General features: G+C 64.3%; 18 protein-coding genes. 8 read left to right on the plus strand and 10 right to left on the minus strand.

What is annotated here, in order from left to right:
* Nucleotides 1–13: 13 nt before the first annotated feature.
* The 5 genes from motB to flhD all read right to left on the minus strand — a co-directional run bounded on the left by motB (nt 14) and on the right by flhD (nt 4,031).
* Entirely contained in the window at nt 14–991 is a 978-nt protein-coding gene (gene motB / locus AC0V2Y_RS01255; protein WP_475413563.1) for a flagellar motor protein MotB, read from the minus strand.
* Between the two features lie 58 nt (nt 992–1,049).
* Nucleotides 1,050–1,910: a flagellar motor stator protein MotA gene (gene motA / locus AC0V2Y_RS01260; protein WP_034758373.1), complete on the minus strand. Its 861-nt coding sequence runs from the start codon at nt 1,908–1,910 to the stop codon at nt 1,050–1,052.
* 219 nt (nt 1,911–2,129) lie between these two features.
* Entirely contained in the window at nt 2,130–2,891 is a 762-nt protein-coding gene (locus AC0V2Y_RS01265; protein WP_475413564.1) for an SAM-dependent methyltransferase, read from the minus strand.
* 109 nt (nt 2,892–3,000) lie between these two features.
* Nucleotides 3,001–3,564 (minus strand): flagellar transcriptional regulator FlhC, encoded by a 564-nt coding sequence (gene flhC / locus AC0V2Y_RS01270; protein WP_152282605.1) that lies wholly within the window; start codon nt 3,562–3,564, stop codon nt 3,001–3,003.
* A gap of 149 nt (nt 3,565–3,713) precedes the next feature.
* Nucleotides 3,714–4,031 (minus strand): flagellar transcriptional regulator FlhD, encoded by a 318-nt coding sequence (flhD, locus tag AC0V2Y_RS01275; protein ID WP_010396649.1) that lies wholly within the window; start codon nt 4,029–4,031, stop codon nt 3,714–3,716.
* A gap of 606 nt (nt 4,032–4,637) precedes the next feature.
* Between flhD and kynU the strand changes: the two genes are divergently transcribed.
* From kynU to AC0V2Y_RS01305, 6 genes are all read left to right on the plus strand, one after another.
* Nucleotides 4,638–5,888, plus strand: a complete 1,251-nt coding sequence (gene kynU / locus AC0V2Y_RS01280; protein WP_475413565.1) for a kynureninase — start codon at nt 4,638–4,640, stop codon at nt 5,886–5,888.
* Nucleotides 5,889–5,896: 8 nt separating this feature from the next.
* Nucleotides 5,897–6,784 (plus strand): tryptophan 2,3-dioxygenase, encoded by an 888-nt coding sequence (kynA, locus tag AC0V2Y_RS01285; protein WP_475413566.1) that lies wholly within the window; start codon nt 5,897–5,899, stop codon nt 6,782–6,784.
* Between the two features lie 14 nt (nt 6,785–6,798).
* Nucleotides 6,799–7,344, plus strand: coding sequence for an RBBP9/YdeN family alpha/beta hydrolase (locus tag AC0V2Y_RS01290; protein WP_475413567.1), 546 nt, complete (start codon nt 6,799–6,801; stop codon nt 7,342–7,344).
* A 64-nt stretch (nt 7,345–7,408) separates the two neighbouring features.
* On the plus strand, nt 7,409–9,514 hold the full coding sequence (locus tag AC0V2Y_RS01295) for a toxin-antitoxin system YwqK family antitoxin (RefSeq protein ID WP_475413568.1): 2,106 nt from the start codon (nt 7,409–7,411) through the stop codon (nt 9,512–9,514).
* Between the two features lie 2 nt (nt 9,515–9,516).
* Nucleotides 9,517–10,536, plus strand: a complete 1,020-nt coding sequence (locus tag AC0V2Y_RS01300) for a leucine-rich repeat domain-containing protein (RefSeq protein WP_475413569.1) — start codon at nt 9,517–9,519, stop codon at nt 10,534–10,536.
* 32 nt (nt 10,537–10,568) lie between these two features.
* Entirely contained in the window at nt 10,569–11,594 is a 1,026-nt protein-coding gene (locus AC0V2Y_RS01305; protein WP_475413570.1) for a hypothetical protein, read from the plus strand.
* Nucleotides 11,595–11,620: 26 nt separating this feature from the next.
* On the opposite strand, the gene AC0V2Y_RS01310 is transcribed toward AC0V2Y_RS01305, so the two are convergent.
* Nucleotides 11,621–12,658, minus strand: coding sequence for a hypothetical protein (locus tag AC0V2Y_RS01310; protein ID WP_475413571.1), 1,038 nt, complete (start codon nt 12,656–12,658; stop codon nt 11,621–11,623).
* Nucleotides 12,659–12,800: 142 nt separating this feature from the next.
* On the opposite strand from AC0V2Y_RS01310, the gene AC0V2Y_RS01315 reads away from it, so the two are divergent.
* Complete coding sequence (locus AC0V2Y_RS01315; RefSeq protein WP_475413572.1) at nt 12,801–13,532, plus strand: alpha/beta fold hydrolase; 732 nt, start codon at nt 12,801–12,803, stop codon at nt 13,530–13,532.
* On the opposite strand, the gene AC0V2Y_RS01320 is transcribed toward AC0V2Y_RS01315, so the two are convergent.
* From AC0V2Y_RS01320 to AC0V2Y_RS01335, 4 genes are all read right to left on the minus strand, one after another.
* Nucleotides 13,509–13,874: a hypothetical protein gene (locus AC0V2Y_RS01320; protein WP_475413573.1), complete on the minus strand. Its 366-nt coding sequence runs from the start codon at nt 13,872–13,874 to the stop codon at nt 13,509–13,511. The two genes, AC0V2Y_RS01315 and AC0V2Y_RS01320, sit on opposite strands and share 24 nt — an antisense overlap.
* A complete protein-coding gene (locus AC0V2Y_RS01325; protein WP_070219819.1) occupies nt 13,871–14,260 on the minus strand; it encodes a hypothetical protein in 390 nt (129 codons plus the stop codon). Before AC0V2Y_RS01325 ends, AC0V2Y_RS01320 begins: the two co-directional genes overlap by 4 nt.
* Nucleotides 14,261–14,470: 210 nt before the next feature.
* Nucleotides 14,471–16,390, minus strand: coding sequence for a molecular chaperone HtpG (gene htpG, locus AC0V2Y_RS01330; protein ID WP_475413574.1), 1,920 nt, complete (start codon nt 16,388–16,390; stop codon nt 14,471–14,473).
* Nucleotides 16,391–16,479: 89 nt separating this feature from the next.
* Nucleotides 16,480–17,913, minus strand: a complete 1,434-nt coding sequence (locus AC0V2Y_RS01335; RefSeq protein WP_475413575.1) for an aminotransferase-like domain-containing protein — start codon at nt 17,911–17,913, stop codon at nt 16,480–16,482.
* A 134-nt stretch (nt 17,914–18,047) separates the two neighbouring features.
* On the opposite strand from AC0V2Y_RS01335, the gene AC0V2Y_RS01340 reads away from it, so the two are divergent.
* Nucleotides 18,048–18,959, plus strand: a complete 912-nt coding sequence (locus AC0V2Y_RS01340; RefSeq protein ID WP_475413576.1) for a DMT family transporter — start codon at nt 18,048–18,050, stop codon at nt 18,957–18,959.
* The last annotated feature ends 26 nt before the right edge of the window (nt 18,960–18,985 follow it).

Consider the following 18,985-nt stretch of genomic DNA (forward strand, 5'->3'; position numbering starts at 1 on the left):
ACAGCCTTGCGTGTTATTTTTTCGCCGCTGCCGGGGCGGGGACTGGCGCCGCCGCGGGCGGCGCGCCGGCCGCCAGCCCGGAAGCGACAGCGGCGGAAGCGGCATCGGTCACCGGCAATTCGATCGCCGCGCCATCGCGCAGGACATTTTCTTCCGTGCGCTTGTTCATGACGATGATGCTGATGCGCCGGTTGATCGGATTGAAGGGATCGAGCTTGTCCAGGTGCGCGGCCGAACCCAGGCCCACCACGCGCAAGACCTTTTCTTCCTTCATGCCGCCGATCACCAGTTCGCGCCGCGACGCATTCGCGCGGTCGGCCGACAATTCCCAGTTGCTGTAGCCGGCATCGCTCATGTAGGGCGTCGAATCCGTATGCCCGGACAGGCCGATGCGGTTCGGCACTTCATTGAGCACGGAGCCGATGGCGTGCAGGATTTCCTTGGTGTACGGTTGCAGGTTCGCATTGGCGAGCGCAAACATCGGACGGTTCTGCTCGTCGACGATCTGGATGCGCAAGCCTTCGCTGGTGATATCGAGCAGCAACTGGTTCTTGTATTTTTTCAGCAGGGGATTGGCGTCGATGGTCGCTTCGATGCGCGCCTTGAGCGCCTGCAGGCGCTTGCCTTCCTCGCGCTCGAGCGCGGCCTTGGCGGAATTGAGGTCGAACGATTTGCGCTGCTGCTCTTCCTGCGCCTTGCGTACCTGCCCATCCTGACGCGACAGGTCCTGGCCGCCGCCCTGGATCACGGAATTGCTTTCGCCGCTGCCGGAGCCGCCCGCCATGGCCACTTTCAACGGTGTCTTGAAGAATTCGGAAATGCCGTTCAAGTCGCCCTTCGAGGTGGAGCCGAGCAGCCACATCAGCAGGAAGAAGGCCATCATGGCCGTAACAAAGTCGGCGTAGGCGATTTTCCACGCCCCGCCATGGTGCCCGCCAGCCGTCTTCTTGATACGCTTGACGATAATCGGGCGCATGCCTTCATCGGCCATGGCGTCCCCCTTCCGTGTGCTGCAAATGACTCATGGTGTCCAGGCGTATATTCACTGCTTACTTCGTTTTCGATTTCTTGATGTGGTCTTCCAGCTCATTGAACGTCGGGCGCTCGGTCGAGAACAGCACCTTGCGGCCGAACTCCACGGCCAGCGCCGGCGCATAGCCGTTCAGGCTGGCCAGCAGGGTCACTTTCACGCACTGGAACATCTTGCTCGACTCTTCCAGCTTCTGCTCCAGCAGGCTGGCCAGCGGGCCGACGAAACCATAGGCCAGCAAGATGCCGAGGAAGGTGCCGACCAGCGCGTGCGCGATCAGCATGCCCAGCTCGGCCGGCGGTATGCCCACCGATTCCATCGTGTGCACCACGCCCATCACGGCGGCGACGATACCGAACGCGGGCAAGCCATCGCCCACCTTGGCGATCACGTGGGCCGGCACGGCGCCTTCATGATGGTGCGTCTCGATTTCGTTGTCCATCAGGTTTTCGATCTGGAACGCATCCATATTGCCCGACACCATCAGGCGCAGGTAATCGGTCATGAATTCGACGATGTGATGGTCGGCCAGCACGGCCGGGTATTTGGAAAACAGCGGGCTCTCTTCCGGCTTGTCGATATCGCCTTCGATCGACATCAAGCCTTCCTTGCGCACCTTGCTGAGCACTTCGAACAACAGCGACATCAGTTCCATGTACAGCTCTTTGGTATAGCGCGAGCCCTTGAACAGGCTGGGCAAGGCGGCGATCGTCGCCTTGATGGCCTTGTTATTGTTACCAACAAGGAAGGCGCCCAGGGCGGCGCCGCCGATCATCAGCAACTCCAGCGGCTGGAACAGCGCCGCCAGATGGCCGCCGGCCATTGCGAAGCCGCCAAAGACCGAGGCGCAGACGATGATGTATCCGATTATGACTAACAAGTGCCCTGACTCCCAATAATGGCCGAGGCTGTGCGCCCGGCATGTTCAAACCTGTTTCCGTCTTCTGGCGGCTGCGCCGCCGGCAAGGACAGTGGCAAAAAAAGTAACCGGAAGTTAATTGAAATGTGCTGCTTTTCAATGCAATTCCGAGAAAATGCCGTGTGGAACTACAATAACGTGAGATTGCCCTCCGGGCAAGCAAATAACGCAGACAATTGCTTAAAAGCACCATATGTAAAGCAAAGGGCCACCCTCTGTGGCGGCGATGGTCTTATCGGGCTCGCGCGCCGCGATCCGGAATTCGTAACTAATAAGCATGCTACCGGGCAACATCTCCCTTTCCGCCTTGATCCACAGGGCCGCCATCGCCGCCGGCGACAGGTAGGCAAACACGGCATCGTAGCGGCCGAAGTCGAGTCCTTCGTAGTCGCCGCGCAGGAAGCGCGCGCGGCTACCCGCCAGCCGCGCGCGCAAGCGGCTGGCCAGCCACGGCAGCGGCGCCAGTTCGATGCCGGAAAACTGCCCGTCGGGCCGGCGCCGCGCCAGGTCCAGCACCAGGCCGCCCAGGCCGCTGCCGATATCGACCAGCCGCACGCCGGGCCGGTCCGCGATCAGCTCGGCCACCGCCTGCCACACCTTCGGCCCCGACGGATAAAACGGCACTTGCGTACGGAATGTGGACCAGTACAGGCTCAACAGGAAAACAAAGGCCGCCAGGAATACGCCCGGAGGCAAATCGAGCAGGCTGGCGCCCAGCAAGGCGGGCGCAAACAGCAGGCCGATGGCGCACCACCAGCGCGCCAGACCCGCGCGCCAGGTAAGAAGCGCCGCCAGCACGCCCTGCACCAGCGCCACGGCCGGCAGCGGCATGGTCGCGCCGGCGCGCGCCAGGCCATATACCGATAGCAACATCAAGGGAAAGGCCAGCGCCTGGATCAGGATCGCCTTGAACGCGGGTGCGCGCAGGATTTGTTGCAGCATGGGACAGCCATCGGAGGAAAACGCCAGTGTAAGCGAAAGCACCATGAAAAAACCGGAGTCCGGTCTGGCGACCGCTCCGGTTTTCACTGAGGCTATTCTTGAAGCAGGATCAGGCGACGACGCCGGGCGGCGCGACAGCGGCCGCCTCATCGCGCGCCTTCTTGGTCTTGCCGGCGCGCGAAGGCATGTGGCACAGGCCGCACACATAATCGGCGTTCAGGTCGAGGCAGTTGACGACAAACTTGCCGCCGCACTTGCCGCAGGGCGCCATGTCCAGCATCTTGCTGCTGAAAAAGCGCACCAGGGTCCAGGCCCGCGTCAGCGACAGCAACGGTTCTTCGCCCGCTTCGGGCGGCATCTGCTCCAGATACAGCTTATACGCCTTCATCACGGCTTCGATGCCGGTGGCGCCCGCGTGGTCGATGAGGAATTTGTGGATGTTGATGAACAGCGAGGAATGGATATTCGGTTGCCAGGTAAGGAACCAGTCGGTGGAAAACGGCAGCATGCCCTTGGGCGGCGAGACGCCCTTCAATTCCTTGTACAGATTCAGCAGGCGTTCGCGCGACAGCGAGACTTCCGTCTCCAGCAGTTGCAGGCGTGCGCCCAGCTGTATCAATTCGATGGCCAGCTGGATTTCCTGCGCTTCCGATACGACACTTTTCTTGGCCATGCTGTGTGCTCCGCGACTGACTGATACTGACTAACTGATACTGACTAAAAGATTGCCGGCAAAATGTTCAGGGCAAGGCGCGTTGCCGAAGACAGTACGAATGTACGGCGAGGCAATGCAACGCAGCCATGGACGTTTTGATGGGAACCTTAAGCGATTTCTTCGACGCCCTGGCCGGCCATCAGGATGGCAGCGTGCGACTGGGCCAGCGAGCGGTCTTTATTGTAGTTCGTCAGCATGCCCAGGATGGCGCTGTCGTCGAAGCGGAAGCGGGCCAGCATCATGTTGCCGCCAGCGAGCTTCAGGATCTGCGCATTGCTCATGCCTTCGATCAATTCGGCGATGTCGGCGGCAATGCCCAAACGGAAGATGGCCGTTACCTTGTCCGCACGAATCATTTGCTGCGCCAGCATCAGGTAGCTCAGGTTAGCGTCGCGAATCTCAGCCATCATGTCGTTAGCAGTCATTTCCATCTCCTCAATCCGTTGAATTCAGCCAGCATTGTTTGTTGCCAGTGAGATACATTCTGCAGGAGCAACATTAAACGCAACAGAGGCGCAGCGCTGTATTTTTGGTCGGGGAATGGCGGATGGGACCGTAGGTGTTTGTCTGACAAACACTGCTCGATCATGGTCGCACGCCAGTAACGGCGCGGATGTGGGTGCGTGGCTCTGCGACGGGTTTACCCGACTTTTGGCCTGTAAAAAATATCACTTTTTTACAACAACTTGATCAGAATCAAGCCTGTCTACCTAGATAACGGCTGCCTTGGCAGGAACTTTAGGGTTTTTTTGAAAAATATTTCAAAGACCCGCATTCTTTTTCGGCCGGTTTGACACCGTTCATGTAATCGTTGACGGCGGCGCCTGGCAAAACTTTAGGGCGATTTGAAAATATTTTTGAAAATCGTGATTTTTTTCGTTGACGCCCCGCAGCCAGGCACTTTTCGCGCTGCAGCCAGGCTGGAAATTCCGCTTTCCGGCGTGGATTTGCTACACTGCCTGCTTCCGCACAATACTTTAAGCTTCAAGCAATATCGTGCCATTGAGACAAGTATCAACATGAAAGCCACCATGATTTCTCGACATGACTGCAGCGCGCGCGACCTCGACGATCCCCTGGCGCCCCTGCGCCAGCAATTCGATTTGCCGCAAGGCGTGATTTACCTCGACGGCAATTCCCTGGGCGCGCGGCCGAAAGCGGCGCTGGCCCGCGCCCAGCACGTCATCACGGCCGAATGGGGCACGGACCTGATCCGCAGCTGGAATACGGCCGGCTGGTTCGACTTGCCCAAGCGCCTGGGCGACCGACTGGCGCCGCTGCTGGGCGCCGGCACGGGCGAAGTGGCGATCACCGACACCACCTCCGTCAACCTGTTCAAGGCGCTGGCCGCCGCCCTGCAGATGCAGGCCGGCGATCCCGCGCAGGCCGCGCGGCGCGTCATCGTCAGCGAACGCAGCAACTTCCCCACCGATCTGTACATGGCGCAAGGCCTGGCCGCCTGGCTCGACCGGGGCTACCAGCTGCGCCTGGTCGACAGCCCGGACGAACTGGCGCAAGCCATCGATGCCGATTGCGCCGTCGCCATGCTCACGCACGTGAACTACCGCACCGGCTACCAGCACGACATGGCCGCCATCAGCAGCCATTGCCACGCGCAGGGCGCGCTGGCGCTGTGGGACCTGGCCCATTCGGCCGGCGCCGTGCCGCTGGACCTGAACGGCGCCGGCGCCGACCTGGCCGTCGGCTGCACCTATAAATACCTGAACGGCGGCCCCGGCTCGCCCGCCTTCATCTGGGTGCCGGCAAAACACCAGGCGCGCTTCCGCCAGCCGCTGTCCGGCTGGTGGGGACACGCCACGCCGTTCGCCATGGACCCGGGCTTCGCGCCTGCCGACGGCATCGCCCGCGCCCTGTGCGGCACGCAGCCGATCGTCTCGCTGGCCCTGGTCGAATGCGGCCTCGATATCTTTGCGCAAACCAGCATGGAAGCCATCCGCCGCAAGTCGCTGGCCCTGACGGATCTGTTCATCGCGCTGGTGGAACAGCGCTGCGCCAGCCATCCGCTGGGCCTCGTCACGCCGCGCGAGCATGCGCGGCGCGGCAGCCAGGTCAGCTTCACGCACCCGCACGGTTATGCCGTGATGCAGGCGCTGATCGCGCGCGGCGTGATCGGCGACTACCGCGAGCCGGCCATCATGCGCTTCGGCTTCACGCCCCTGTACACGAGCTTTGCCGAGGTGTGGGATGCCGTGGACATCCTGCGCGACATCCTCGACACGCAAGCCTACGACATCGCCGCCAAGCGCGATGCCGTCACCTGACCCATCCCATGAGCGACGACAAGAATATGAACAAGGAAAACACCAGCGGCTGCCCCATGCATGCCGGCGGCCAGGATGCGCAGTGGCATGGCGCGCAGATGGACTTCAGCGAATCGATGAGCTACGGCAACTACCTGGCGCTGGACCGCATCCTGACGGCCCAGCATCCGCTCTCCCCCAACCACAACGAGATGCTGTTCATCGTGCAGCACCAGACGAGCGAATTGTGGATGAAGCTGATGCTGCACGAAATGCACGCCGTGCGCGCCAACCTGCAAAGCGGCGACCTGGCGCCCGCGTTTAAAATGCTGGCCCGCGTCGCGCGCATCATGGACCAGCTGGTCCATGCCTGGGACGTGCTGGCCACCATGACGCCGCCCGAATACACGGCCATCCGTCCCTACCTGGGCGCCTCGTCCGGCTTCCAGTCCTTCCAGTACCGCGAGATCGAATTCATTTTGGGGAACAAGAACGCGGCCCTGCTCAACGTGCATACGACGGCTCCCGACACCTACAAGGTGCTCGACGCCGCCCTGCGCGCGCCGTCCGTCTACGACGAAGCCATCAAGCTGCTGGCGCGCAGCGGCCTGCCCATCGCCCCCGAACGCCTGGACGCCGACTGGACCCTGCCGACCGCCTCCGACGCCTCCGTCAAGGCGGCCTGGCTGGAAGTCTACCGCGACCCGTCGAAACACTGGGCCCTGTACGAGCTGGCCGAAAAGCTGGTCGACCTGGAAACGGCCTTCCGCTTCTGGCGCTTCCGCCACGTGACGACGGTCGAGCGCATCATCGGCTTCAAGACGGGCACGGGCGGCACGGCGGGCGTCAGCTATTTGCGCAAGATGCTCGACGTGGTATTGTTCCCGGAGTTGTTCGCCCTGCGCACGGAGTTATAACTTAAGGAGCATCGATGTCGCCTCTCGTCCTGACCCTGGCCGGCCTGTGGAATTCCGGGCCGCAGCACTGGCAAACCCATTGGGAAGCGCGCCACCCGCAATGGTCGCGCGTGCAGCACGGGGAATGGCAGACGCCGGACAAGGACGAATGGGTGGCGGAGCTCGACCGTGCCATCGCCGCCTGCGAGCGAGCGCCCGTGCTGGCGGCGCACAGCCTGGCCTGCACGTTGGTGGCCCACTGGGCGGCCAGCGGCTCGCCGCACAGGATCGCCGGCGCCTTCCTCGTCGCCCCCAGCGACGTGGAAACGCCCTCCTACCCCGCCGGCACGACGGGCTTTGCACCGATGCCGCTGCAAGCCTTGCCGTTTCCCAGCCTGGTGGTGGCCAGCGGCGATGATCCCTACGTCAGCTTCGCGCGGGCGCGCGCATTTGCCGCCGCCTGGGGCAGCGATTTCACCATGATCGGCGACGCCGGCCATATCAACGGCGATGCGGGCTACGGTCCCTGGCCGGACGGCGAACAGCTGCTGCTCGATTTTTGCGCCGCGCACCAGCCCTGAACCGCAGGCACGCACACGATACGCGTGCGCGCATTTGCCCACAAGTAAGAACGCAGGCAGAATCGTGGCCTTTCCATTGCGGCGCACCGGTGCCAGCCCCACGATGAAACGTCCGCTCTTGCCAGTTCTCCTGCCCTTGCTGCTCTGCTCCGCCCTCGCCCACGGCGCGCCCTTCTACGAAGGCAAGAGCCTCGCCCATCCCGCCATCACTGCCTCGCAAGACAGCGGCCTCGACATCGCCTTCATCAAGGAAAAAGACGGCGTCAACGGCTATTACTGCGAGTGCACGAACAGCGCTTCGAAAACCTTCCTGCTCGACCAGTTCGGCAATGCCGTCATCCGCTCCGTCTTCTATGCGTCGCTGGACAAGGAATCGGACACCAGCGTGCAAACCATGCTGGTGCTGTTCCGCCAGGGCGACAAGAACGGCTTGCGCGCCTACCGCTACCACCGCAGCTCCGGCAAGTACCGGCGCCTCGACGGCTTGCAGCCGGCCCTGAACCGCATCGTGGCGCAAAGCGCCGCTCCCAACGCGGGCCAGGTCAAGGCCGCGCTGGCGAAACTGGCGCCGATGGACTACAGCGTCGCGCGCGGCAAGAGCGGCAATGCGGACTTCGACGCCATCGACCATACGCAAGGCAGCATCGTCGGCTACTACAGCGACGAAGGCAAGCCTGTGGCGCCCGGCGGCAAGGACGCCATCACCTACAAGAAAACCTTCCTGAAAAAAGGCGAGCGTTTTCTCACCGCCAGCTACACGCTGTACAGCGATGCAGGCGCCGGCATCCTGCCCAATTACCGCCTGTGGCAAGTGACGTGGGAAACGGCGCCGAAACAGTTCACGGGCAGCGAAGACGGTCCGTCCGTCATCTACAGCCTGGCCTGGGACGACGGTTCGGTGGTCGAGCGGGGCCAGTACGCGAAAGGCAAGCGCCAGGGCCTGTGGGTGCGCGAGGGCATGCACGAAGGCAGCGAAAAGGGGCACTTCGTCGACGGCCTGCAAGAAGGCATGTGGTACTTCAATTATCCCAAACAGAGCGAGAGCGGCATGTACCGGGCCGGCAAGCGGGAAGGCCGCTGGACGGTCGTCAACTATGCCGATGAAGAGGAAGTGACGGGCTTCGACACCTACGCGGATGGCCAGCTGAACGGCCCGCACGAACGCCGCATGGGCGGCAAGCTGCGCACGCGCGGCAGCTACGTCAACGGCGCGCGCCATAGCGCGTGGATCACGGAAGACGGTGACGGCAGCTTTATCGACGGTTTGCGCGACGGCCCGTGGACGCTCAAGCTCAAGGACAAGGCCACGCAAAGCGTCGCTTTTGTGAAAGGCAAAAAACAGGGTGAGGCCCTGGACACGGATGCGCAAGGCGCGCTGCGCGTGCGCGACCATTACCAGGCGGGCGTGCTCGATGGCAGCCGCACGCGCTATCTGGGCCCGGCCGGCAAGGAATACGTGGTCTACACGGCCACCTACCGCAACGGCCAGCTCGATGGGCGGGAACAGGCGTTCGACGACAGCGGCAAGATCCTGCGCCTCGACACCTTGTGGGACAACGGCAAGAAGCAGGGCCTCGATGCGCGCTACTACCCGGACGGCAAGCCGGAACGCCTGGCCGTCGTCGACCAGGGACGCCTGCTCACGCACCTGCGCGAATACTATGAGGACGGCCAGCTGTTCAACGACATCCACCGCTGCACCTTCAAGGAGTACGGCAGCACGCGCGACGACGTGTGCGAGTACCACCACATGTACTACCCGGACGGCAAGCCGCAGTACTATTACGCCTTCCAGTACGGCCAGCGCCAGGAAGGCTATTCGAACTACCCGAACGGCAAGCGCAAGGATGAACTGCTGGTCGACCGCGCCGCCGACACTTCCGTCGTCAACGCGTATTACGAAAGCGGCCAGCTCAAATGCACGGAGCCGCGCAGCGGCCACAGCACGCGCACGGTGAATGGCCAGACCATGATCAGCTACGCTTCGGCCGACCGCGATGGCGACAATATCTGCTACCACCCGAATGGCAAGGTGGCCAGCATCTACACCTTCCGCAAGCGCATGCTCGTCGAATGCGGCAAGCGCTACGACGACACGGGCAAGCAGACGTTCCCGGGGCCGGAAGGCTGCCCTCCCCCCAGGAAGGTCGACTACCCGATAGGACTGTGACGATGACGCAAACAAGACAGCCGCAGCGCATCCAGAATCCCGAGCGCATCGATGCCGGGGCGATCCGCGCCGCCATCGCGGGCGGCCAAGAGGTGCTGGTGCAGTTCAATACCCTGGCCGAGCCGGCGCCGCTGCTGGCCGACCTCGACGCCCTGGCCGCCACTTGCGGCACGGCGCTGACCATCCGCATCTACGGCTACGACCCGAGGGTGTTCGATGCCCGCATCCTGCGCGCGCTGCCGCATGTGGCCAGCCTGTCCATCGATTGCCACCGGCAAGCCATCCATCTGGAAGCGCTGGGCGAACTGCGGCACCTGAAGCGCCTGAGCCTGGGCGTGTACGAGCTGGCGCAAGGCGACATCCTGCAATTGGAGAATTTGCGCGCCCTCGAATACCTGAACCTGGGCGAGTCGGCCAGGAACAATATCGACCTGGCGCCCCTGCGCCAGTATGCGCACCTGGCCTGCATGTCCATCGAAGGCCACCACCAGCATATCGAGACCCTGGCCAGCCTGCCGGCGCTGCACGAGCTGTCGCTGTACCGCATCAAGAACAAGGTGGCGCTCGATTTCATCTCGGAGATGAGCCGCCTGGACAAGCTGCTGTTGCAGCTGGGCGGCCGCGCATCGCTCGCGGACATCGAGGCGCCGCTATTGAGGAAACTGGAAGTGATACGCGTGCGCGGCCTGGAAACGCTGGGCGACATCGGCCGTTTCCCGCTGCTGCAGGCGCTATGGGTGGAAGACCAGATCAAGCTGCGGCAGATCGCGCTGGGGCCCAATCCCGTGCTCGAACGCCTGAATCTGCACACCTGCAAGTCGCTCGACAGCCTGCCCGGCCTGGCCACTCTGCCTGCCCTGCGCCAGCTGTCGGCGTCGGAAACCCTGCTCGACGTGGACGCACTGCTGCAGGATCTGCCCGCGTCGCTGACGCACGTGCGTCTGCGCACCGGCAAAAAAACACGCGACGACGCCATCGCCGCGCAGCTGGCGGAGCGCGGCTACGCCACGCCCCGCCCGTAAGCAGCATTCCATTCACCTTCCGGAACCCGCCCATGTACCAGCCACACGTGCAGGAACGCATCCATCAACCGGCCCACATCGATGCCGCCGCCATCCGCGCATGCATAGACCAGGGCGAGCAGGTGGTCATTCAATTCACGCAGGACCGCCTGCCGGCGCCGCTGCTGGCCAGCCTCGATGCGCTGGCCTCCACTTGCGGAACGGCGCTGGAGATCCGCTTCTTTGGCGCCAGTACCCGGCCTTTCGACGCCCGCGTGCTGCGCGCGCTGCCGCATGCCGTCAACCTGTCGCTCGACTGCCACATGCGCGCCATCCACCTGGAGCAGCTGGGCGGCCTGAGCCACTTGAAGCGCCTGTGCCTGGGCGTGCATCATCTGGCCGAAGGCGACATCCTGGCGCTGGACAACCTGCGCGGCCTGGAATCCCTGAGCCTGGAGCCAACGGCCAGGGCGCATATCGACCTGGCGCCGCTGCGGCACTGGAAGCGGCTGACGCAGCTGCAGACTGCCGGCCACGCGAAAAACATCGAGGCGATCACCGCCGTGCCAACGCTGGCAAAGTTGACGCTGGCGCAGATCAAAAGCAAGGATGACGTGGACTTCATCGGCGCCATGCCGGCGCTGGAGCGGCTGTGCTTTATCCTGGGAGGGCGGACATCGATCGCCCACGTCACGGCGCCGCAGCTGCGGGAGCTTGAAGTGGCGCGCGTGCGCGGACTGGAAGACCTGGGCGACATCGGCCGCTTTCCGCACCTGGAGCGGCTGTCGGTGGAAGACCAGAGTCAGGTGAAGGAAGTACGGCTGGGCGCCAACCCGGCGCTGGCATGGCTGGTTCTGCGCAATTGCAAGGCCATCGAGCACCTGAGCGGCCTCGCGGGCTTGCCTGCGCTACAGGCGCTGGCCGTGCACATGACGCGGCTCGATATCGATGCGCTGCTGGCCGCGAGCATGCCGGCCGCATTAAAGCAGCTGAGTTTTTCGACGGGAGCAAAAAAGCGCGACGACGCAATCCGCGCGCAATTGACGCAACTCGGTTACGCCATGGCGCCCTACTACTGACAACAGCTCTGACAGCAACGCTGAAATCAGCGGCTGGCCGCCAGCCTGCGCTGCCACAGCGCCACGTCGATCATCACGCCGTCCGCGCCCGTGTTGCGGATGTAGACGCGGTAGCTGCCCTGTCCCATGTCGCCATCGAGGTAGGCCGTGCGCTCGTTGCGCTGCAGCCTGGCGCCCTTGGCCAACTGGCGGTAGCGCTCGACCACCGTGTCGAAACTGGCATAGCTGCGCAGCGCCACTTCCAGGTCGCGCGGCGGGCGGCCTTCGGCATGGTCCAGCACATTGTTCTGTTTCTTGCCCTTGAGCGTGAGCGGATAGGCAAACACGCCGGCGCCGGCCGACGTCAGCACCGTCGATTTATCGAGCAGCAGCGGCAGCAGCGCCGGCGGATAGGCGGGCGGCAGCTGGGCGCGGTTCCAGCCCGGCAGGGCCGGCTGCGCCAGCACGTATTCGACGCTGGCGATCTTCTGCCCATCGGCGCCCGCCTCCTTGTCGCCCGCGATCAGCGCCAGCATGGGCGGCAATTGCCGGGCCCAGGCCAGCAAGGGCGCCGCATCCCCGACCAGCATGCCCTTGCGGTGGAATACCGTCAGCACGGCATTCGGATCGGGATTGCAGACTTTCGCCAGCGGCTGGCCCTCCAGGCGGCAATGTCCGTTGACCAGGCCGAAGGCGATGATGACGCCGCGCTTGTCGAGCAGCATGGCGCCCCGTTCGCGCCCCTGCTTGCGGTCGTTCATCGACGCCAGCAACTGGCGGCCATCGGCCAGCACGGTGCGCGTGGCGTCGCGCTTTTCGCTGATCGCCTCGAGCGCCTGCGCCAGCAGCAGTTCATCGTCCTCCGTGTAGCTGCCGCGCGCGTAGCCGAAGAAATCGAACAGGGCCGCGCGCACTTGCGGGTCTTCGCTCAGGCGCGGCAAGGGGCCGCGGGCCAGCAGGGCGGACAGGCTTTTCCCGGCCGGCGCCGAGGGCGCCGCCGTGGCGCGGGCGGGCTGGGAAAGGACGCAGGCCGCTGCCAGCAAGGCGCCGCCCAGGGTACGGTAATTCGAAAAGATGATATGCATGATTCTGTCTGTCGGGGGATTTGGCCGCCACCAGTGGCCGCTGGCCACGCATGGCGCGCTGGCGATTCTAGCATGGCGCCAGCGCCCATGCCGTGCGGCAGGCGGACGGCGCGCGCATCGGCGGGCTGGTATGATGGCCGCGATGACGATCCCCTCCCCTGCCCCGACACTGCTTGTCCTCCTGCCCGGCATGGATGGCACGGCCCGGCTGTTCCACCGCTTTGACGCCGCCGTGCGCGCGCGAACCGCCATCGACACCCAGGCCATCGCCTACCCGGCCGCGCCGTTGGACTATGCGGCGCTGGAAGCGTTCGTGCGCGCGCGCTTGCCGCAGGGCCGCCCGTTCGTCGTGCTGGCCGAATCGTTTTCGGGTCCGCTGGGGACAGCTTTGCGCGCCGATCCGCCGCCCGGCATGCGCGCCCTGGTCCTGTGCTGTTCGTTCGTGCGCAATCCGCGCCCGATGCTGGCGCCGCTGCGCCACCTGCTCGGCCTGGTGCCCTTTGGCGCCCTGCCCGGCTTCGCCCTGCGCCAGGCGCTGCTCGCGCCATGCGCCACGCCGGAGTTGCAGGCCGAACTGGCCGCGGCGCTGGCGCAAGTGCCGCCCAGCGTGCTGCGCCAGCGCCTGCGCGCCGTGATCGATGCCGACGCCACGCGGGCGTTTGTGCGCGGCAGCCTGCCCGTGCTGTATCTGCGTGGCCGCCACGACCGCCTGGTGCCGCCGGCGAACGCCGTGCAGATACTGCGGCAGGCAGCGGGCGCGCAACTGGTCGACATCGCCGCGCCGCACATGCTGCTGCAGGCGGCGCCGGAAGCGGCCGCCGATGCGGTGGCCGCTTTTATTACAAGCCTGTCAGCCCCGCAAATACCCGCTTAAGCGCGCGCTGGCCAGCACGGCCAGCCAGCTCAAGCCGCCCGACAGCACGCTGAAGTAGATGGCCCGCAGTGGATGCTGGGGCAGCAGATACGCCAGCACGGCCGCGCCCAGCACGGCGCACAGCAGCGGTTTCACCCTGCCGGGCGGCAGCAGCGCCAGCAGCAGATTCGTGCCCGCATACACATAAAACACCAGCAGCAGGGCCAGGCCGCCGGCCACGCCGCGCGAGCCGAGACTGCCGAACACCTGCGTGTACAGGTAAAAACCCAGCCAGCTCAATACAATAAACAGCAGGCAGCCCAGCGCGTGCGCGCCCAGGCCGGCCATCAGGCGGATTTTCACGGTTGCTTGAGTACAGGAATGAAGCGGTGGCCGCAGGCATGGCACATGAAGGTACGCGCATATTTATCCTGCAAGGCGGCGGCCTCCTTGTCCCAATTGGCGACGAAGGACGTTTGCGACAAGGCGACGGAGACGACACCCCCTGCCACGAAGATCCAGAACAGGCCATTTGCGCCAGCCTGGTAAAAGATGACGGCGGCGATGACAAAAATGATCACGCCCAACACGATCAGCCCTACCTTCTGGTGGGTCTGCATCGTTGGTCCGGCGGCCTGGCGCGACAACAAGGTCTGGCTGCGCGTATGCGCATGACCGTGGATGAAATCACCATCGATCCTGCCCGAGATATGGGTAGAGGTGCCGGAAATGCCGGAGGCATGCACCATGGAGAGGCGTTGAATGTTGGAACTGTCACATGCCGGGCAATGCGCCATTGCTATTTCCATAAAATAAAATAATCGCGCACTGTAGCATAAAAAAAAGCCGGCCCTTTCATGACGAAAGGGCCGGCTTCGCTGCATCAGTCGCCGCTGCGGCTGTCGGATTACGCTTGGCCTCGGCGGCCCCGCTAATCCGACCTACGTACATTGCAGCGATTACTTCGCCGTATTGAGCAGCAACTCGTTCAGGCGCTTGACGAAACTGGCCGGGTCGGCCAGCGAACCGCCTTCGGCCAGCATGGCCTGGTCGAACAGGATGTTGGCCCAGTCGCCGAACTTGCCGCCTTCCGCGTCCTCGTATTTCAGACGCGTCACCAGCGGGTGGTTCGGGTTGATTTCCAAGATCGGCTTCGATTCCGGCGCGCTCTGTCCCGCCGCCTTCAGCATGCGCAGCAGGTTGCCCGACAATTCGTTTTCATCGGCCACCAGGCAGGCTGGCGAATCGGTCAGGCGGAACGTCACGCGCACGTCCTTGGCCTTGTCGGCCAGCACGGTCTTCATCTTGCCCACCAGGTCGGCGTACGAGGTTTCCGTTTCTTCGTGCTCTTTCTTTTCCGCCTCGTCTTCCAGCGCGCCCAGGTCCAGCCCGCCCTTGGCGACGGAGACCAGTTCCTTGCCTTCGAAATCCTGCAGGAAGGACAGCATCCATTCATCGACGCGGTCCGTCAGCAGCAGCACTTCGACGCCCTTCTTGCGGAAGATTTCCAGGTGCGGGCTGTTCTTGGCGGCGGCGTAGTTGTCGGCCGTGACGTAATAGATCTTGTCCTGGCCTTCCTTCATGCGCGCCACGTAGTCGGCGAACGAGGTGATCTGCCCGTCGCTGTCGTTGGCCGTCGAGGCAAAGCGCAGCAGCTTGGCCAGGCGTTCCTTGTTGGCCGCGTCCTCGCCGATGCCCTCCTTCAGCACCTGGCCGAATTCCTTCCAGAAGACGGCGTACTTGTCCTTCTTGTCCTGCTCGTCCGCGTTCGCCAGTTCTTCCAGCATGCCCAGCACGCGTTTGGTCGAGCCTTCGCGGATCACCTTGACGTCGCGCGACTCCTGCAGGATTTCACGCGACACGTTCAGCGGCAGGTCGGCCGAGTCGATCACCCCGCGCACGAAGCGCAGATAGGTCGGCATCAGCTGCTCGGCATCGTCCATGATGAAGACGCGCTTGACGTACAGCTTGATGCCGCCGCGCTTGTTGCGGTCCCACATGTCGAACGGCGCCTTGGCCGGGATGTACAGCAGCTGCGTGTATTCGCTGCGGCCTTCCACGCGGTTGTGCGTGTGCGTCAGCGGCGACTGGAAGTCGTGCGACACGTGCTTGTAGAATTCGTCGTACTGTTCCGGCGTGATGTCGGCCTTGTTGCGGGCCCACAGGGCGCTGGCCTGGTTGACGGTTTCGAATTCGTCCTTCAGGACGGTTTCTTTTTTCTCGTCGTCCCACTCTTCCTTCCGCATCACGATCGGCAGCGAGATATGGTCCGAGTATTTGCGGATGATGGACTTGATCTTCCAGCTCGACAGCAATTCGTCCTCGCCTTCGCGCAGGTGCAGGATGATGTCCGTGCCGCGCGACGGCTTGTCGATGCTCTCGATGCTGTAATCGCCTTCGCCCGCCGACTCCCAGCGCACGCCTTCGGAAGCGTCCACGCCGGCGCGACGCGTTTCGACGGTGATCTTGTCGGCGACGATGAAGCCCGAATAGAAGCCCACGCCGAACTGGCCGATCAGGGCCGCGTCCTGCTGCTGGTCGCCCGACAGCTTGCCGAAGAATTCCTTGGTGCCCGACTTGGCGATGGTGCCCAGGTGCGAGATCGCCTCGTCGCGGGTCATGCCGATGCCGTTGTCGGAAATGGTGATGGTGCGCGCATCCTTGTCGAAGCTGACCTTGATCTTCAATTCGTGATCGTTGCCGTACAGGGCGTCGTTATCGATCGCTTCGAAGCGCAATTTGTCGGCCGCGTCGGACGCGTTCGAGATCAATTCGCGCAGGAAGATTTCCTTGTTCGAGTACAGCGAATGGATCATCAGGTGCAGCATTTGCTTCACTTCGGTCTGAAAACCCAGGGTTTGCTTTTCGGAGACAGCCATTTTTACCTCATAGTCTTGTGGATGGGACGGATTTGATGAAGTTGGGGATTATATAAGCGATTTCAAGGGCTCCCGTTTCACGCCGTGTCTTATCCCAGCGCGCGGCCGAAAAAGTCCCATACGCGCTGGTCCTGCACGGTGGCCAGGTTCAGGCGCATGCGGGTCGACGGCAGCTGGCGCGGCGAGAACAGGCTGCCCGGCCCCAGCACCAGGCCTTCGGCCAGCGCCTTCTCGGCCAGCACATTCGTGTCGCAGCCCGCATCGGCCCAGATGAACATGCCAGCCGGCGCGGGATCGAAGCGCAGGCCGGCCCGCTCGGCGCGGCGGTACGTGCCCTCGCGCACCTTGTCGAGCCGCGCGCGCAGGCGCTCCGCATGCTTGCGGTACAGCCCTTGCGAGAGGATTTTGTACACCACGCGCTCGCCGATGTCGCTGGTGGTGAGCGTGGCCAGCATCTTGCGGTCGGCCAGCCGCTGCGCCCATTCCGGCGAGGTGGCGATGAAGCCCACGCGCAGGTTGGCCGACAGGCTCTTGGAAAAGCCGCCCAGGTAAATCACGCGGCGCAGCTGGTCCAGCGCGGCCAGGCGGGTGGCCGCCTGCACCGCGCCGCCCGGGTGCATGTCGCAATAAATGTCATCCTCGACGATGAGGAAATCGTGCTGTTCGGCCAGGCGCAGCACCTGGAACGCCTTGGCGGCCGACAGCGACGTCGAGCTGGGGTTGTGCAGCACCGAATTGATCACGTACAGCTTGGGGCGGTGCAGCGCCGCCAGCTCGGCCAGCACGGCGATATCGGGGCCGTCCTGCAAGCGCGGGATGCCGATGACGTGCATGCCCATGGCGGCAAAGGCGCCGAACATCAGCCAATACGCGGGATCGTCGACGAAAATGGTGTCGCCGGGGCGGGCAAACTCGCGCGCCACCAGGTCCAGCGCCTGCATCACGCCCACCGTGGTGACGATCTGCTCGGGCGGACAGGCGATTTCCAGGCCGGCCAGCTTCAGCTGCAACTGCTGGCGCAGCGGCAGAAAGCCCTGCGGCGATCCGTACCCGAGCAGCAGGCTGCCCGGCTGGCGGCTGACGTCGCGCAAGGCACGCGCCACCAGCTCGCCATCGAGCCATTCGGCGGGCAGCATGCCGGTGCCGGGCGCGGGGATGGCCGGCGTCTGGCGGAACATGTTACGGATCAGCCAGACGACGTCCATCGGCTGCGCCGCCGCGTCCTGCGCGCCGGCGGGCGGCGCCGGCGTGTTCAGCGGCGAGCGCTCGCGCACGAAAAAGCCGGCGCCGCGCCGCGATTCCAGGTAGCCGCGCGCCACCAGCTTGTCGTAGCTGGCCACCACCGTGGCGCACGACACGTCCAGGCTGGCGGCGCACTGGCGGATCGAGGGCATGCGCGCGCCGCCGCGCAGCAGCTTGTCGTCGATGCGCGCCGCCAGCGAACGCGCGATCTGGTCGATCAGGGTTTCGCCCGAGGCGCGCGACAGCAAGGGCAGGGACGGCAAGGCGGGTGTATTGCTCATATGACCATGACAGTATGTGAAATTATGCGTGAAAGTGTATTTGTACTGTATTGCTATTCACCTCTAGGATAGCAGCACGGGGCGGATTGATCCACCCCGCTTTATTTACCCATGCCACCCGTACCAGGACAGCCATGCCATCGCACGCCACCACCTCCCCCACTTCTCCCCTGCGCCTCGGCGCCGACCGCAAGGGCCTGCTGCTGGGCCTCATCGCCGTCGCCCTCTTCAGCCTGACCCTGCCGTTTACGCGCCTGGCGGTGGCCGAACTCGATCCCACCTTTGTCGCCCTGGGCCGTGCCCTCGTGGCCGCCGGCCTGGCCGGCCTGTGGCTATGGCAGCAGCGCGCGCCGCTGCCGCGCCGCGAACAATGGCTGCCGCTGGCGCTCGTGTCGCTGGGCTGCGTGCTGGGCTTTCCCTGGCTGACGTCGATCGCCATGCGCAGCCTGCCCGCCTCGCATGGCGCCGTGCTGGTCGGCATCCTGCCGCTGGCGACCGCCGTGTTTGCCGTAATGCGCGGCAAGGAACGTCCGTCCCCGGGCTTCTGGCTGATGGCCCTGCTCGGCACTGCGCTGGTGGTGGCGTTCGCGCTGCGCCAGGGCGGCGGCAGCTTCCACCTGGCCGACTGGCTGATGTTCGCCGCCGTGCTGCTCGGCGCCCTCGGCTACGCGGAAGGCGGACGCCTGGCGCAAGCGATGCCGGGCCAGCACGTGATTTCCTGGGCCCTGCTGCTGGCCGTGCCTTTTGTCTTGCCCGTGGTGCTGTGGAGCGCCTGGCCGCAGCGCGCGCTGATGGCGCAGGCCAGCGGCGCCGCCTGGCTGGGCTTTGCGTATATCTCCGTGTTTTCCATGTTTATCGGCTTTTTCTTCTGGTACCGGGGCATGGCGCTGGGCGGTGTGGCCCGCGTGGGCCAGACGCAGCTGCTGCAGCCCTTCCTCACCCTGGTGGGCGCGGCCGTGCTGCTGCACGAGCCATTGACGGGCGAAAGCCTGCTGTTTGCCGGCGCCGTGATCGCCGTCGTGGCCATCGGACGCAAGCTGAAGTAAGGTTCCTTGACGCCCATTTGCAACGC

It is taken from the genome of Janthinobacterium sp. BHSEK (genome assembly GCF_056174685.1).

Coding starts and splice junctions, on each gene's coding strand:
- motB (WP_475413563.1), bottom strand. CDS start 991: ATGGCCGATGAAGGCATGCGCCCGATTATCGTCAAGCGTATCAAGAAG.
- AC0V2Y_RS01310 (WP_475413571.1), bottom strand. CDS start 12,658: ATGCATATCATCTTTTCGAATTACCGTACCCTGGGCGGCGCCTTGCTG.
- kynU (WP_475413565.1), top strand. CDS start 4,638: ATGATTTCTCGACATGACTGCAGCGCGCGCGACCTCGACGATCCCCTG.
- AC0V2Y_RS01290 (WP_475413567.1), top strand. CDS start 6,799: ATGTCGCCTCTCGTCCTGACCCTGGCCGGCCTGTGGAATTCCGGGCCG.
- AC0V2Y_RS01325 (WP_070219819.1), bottom strand. CDS start 14,260: ATGGTGCATGCCTCCGGCATTTCCGGCACCTCTACCCATATCTCGGGC.
- flhD (WP_010396649.1), bottom strand. CDS start 4,031: ATGACTGCTAACGACATGATGGCTGAGATTCGCGACGCTAACCTGAGC.
- kynA (WP_475413566.1), top strand. CDS start 5,897: ATGAGCGACGACAAGAATATGAACAAGGAAAACACCAGCGGCTGCCCC.
- flhC (WP_152282605.1), bottom strand. CDS start 3,564: ATGGCCAAGAAAAGTGTCGTATCGGAAGCGCAGGAAATCCAGCTGGCC.
- AC0V2Y_RS01315 (WP_475413572.1), top strand. CDS start 12,801: ATGACGATCCCCTCCCCTGCCCCGACACTGCTTGTCCTCCTGCCCGGC.
- htpG (WP_475413574.1), bottom strand. CDS start 16,390: ATGGCTGTCTCCGAAAAGCAAACCCTGGGTTTTCAGACCGAAGTGAAG.
- AC0V2Y_RS01300 (WP_475413569.1), top strand. CDS start 9,517: ATGACGCAAACAAGACAGCCGCAGCGCATCCAGAATCCCGAGCGCATC.
- AC0V2Y_RS01340 (WP_475413576.1), top strand. CDS start 18,048: ATGCCATCGCACGCCACCACCTCCCCCACTTCTCCCCTGCGCCTCGGC.
- AC0V2Y_RS01335 (WP_475413575.1), bottom strand. CDS start 17,913: ATGAGCAATACACCCGCCTTGCCGTCCCTGCCCTTGCTGTCGCGCGCC.
- AC0V2Y_RS01305 (WP_475413570.1), top strand. CDS start 10,569: ATGTACCAGCCACACGTGCAGGAACGCATCCATCAACCGGCCCACATC.
- AC0V2Y_RS01265 (WP_475413564.1), bottom strand. CDS start 2,891: ATGCTGCAACAAATCCTGCGCGCACCCGCGTTCAAGGCGATCCTGATC.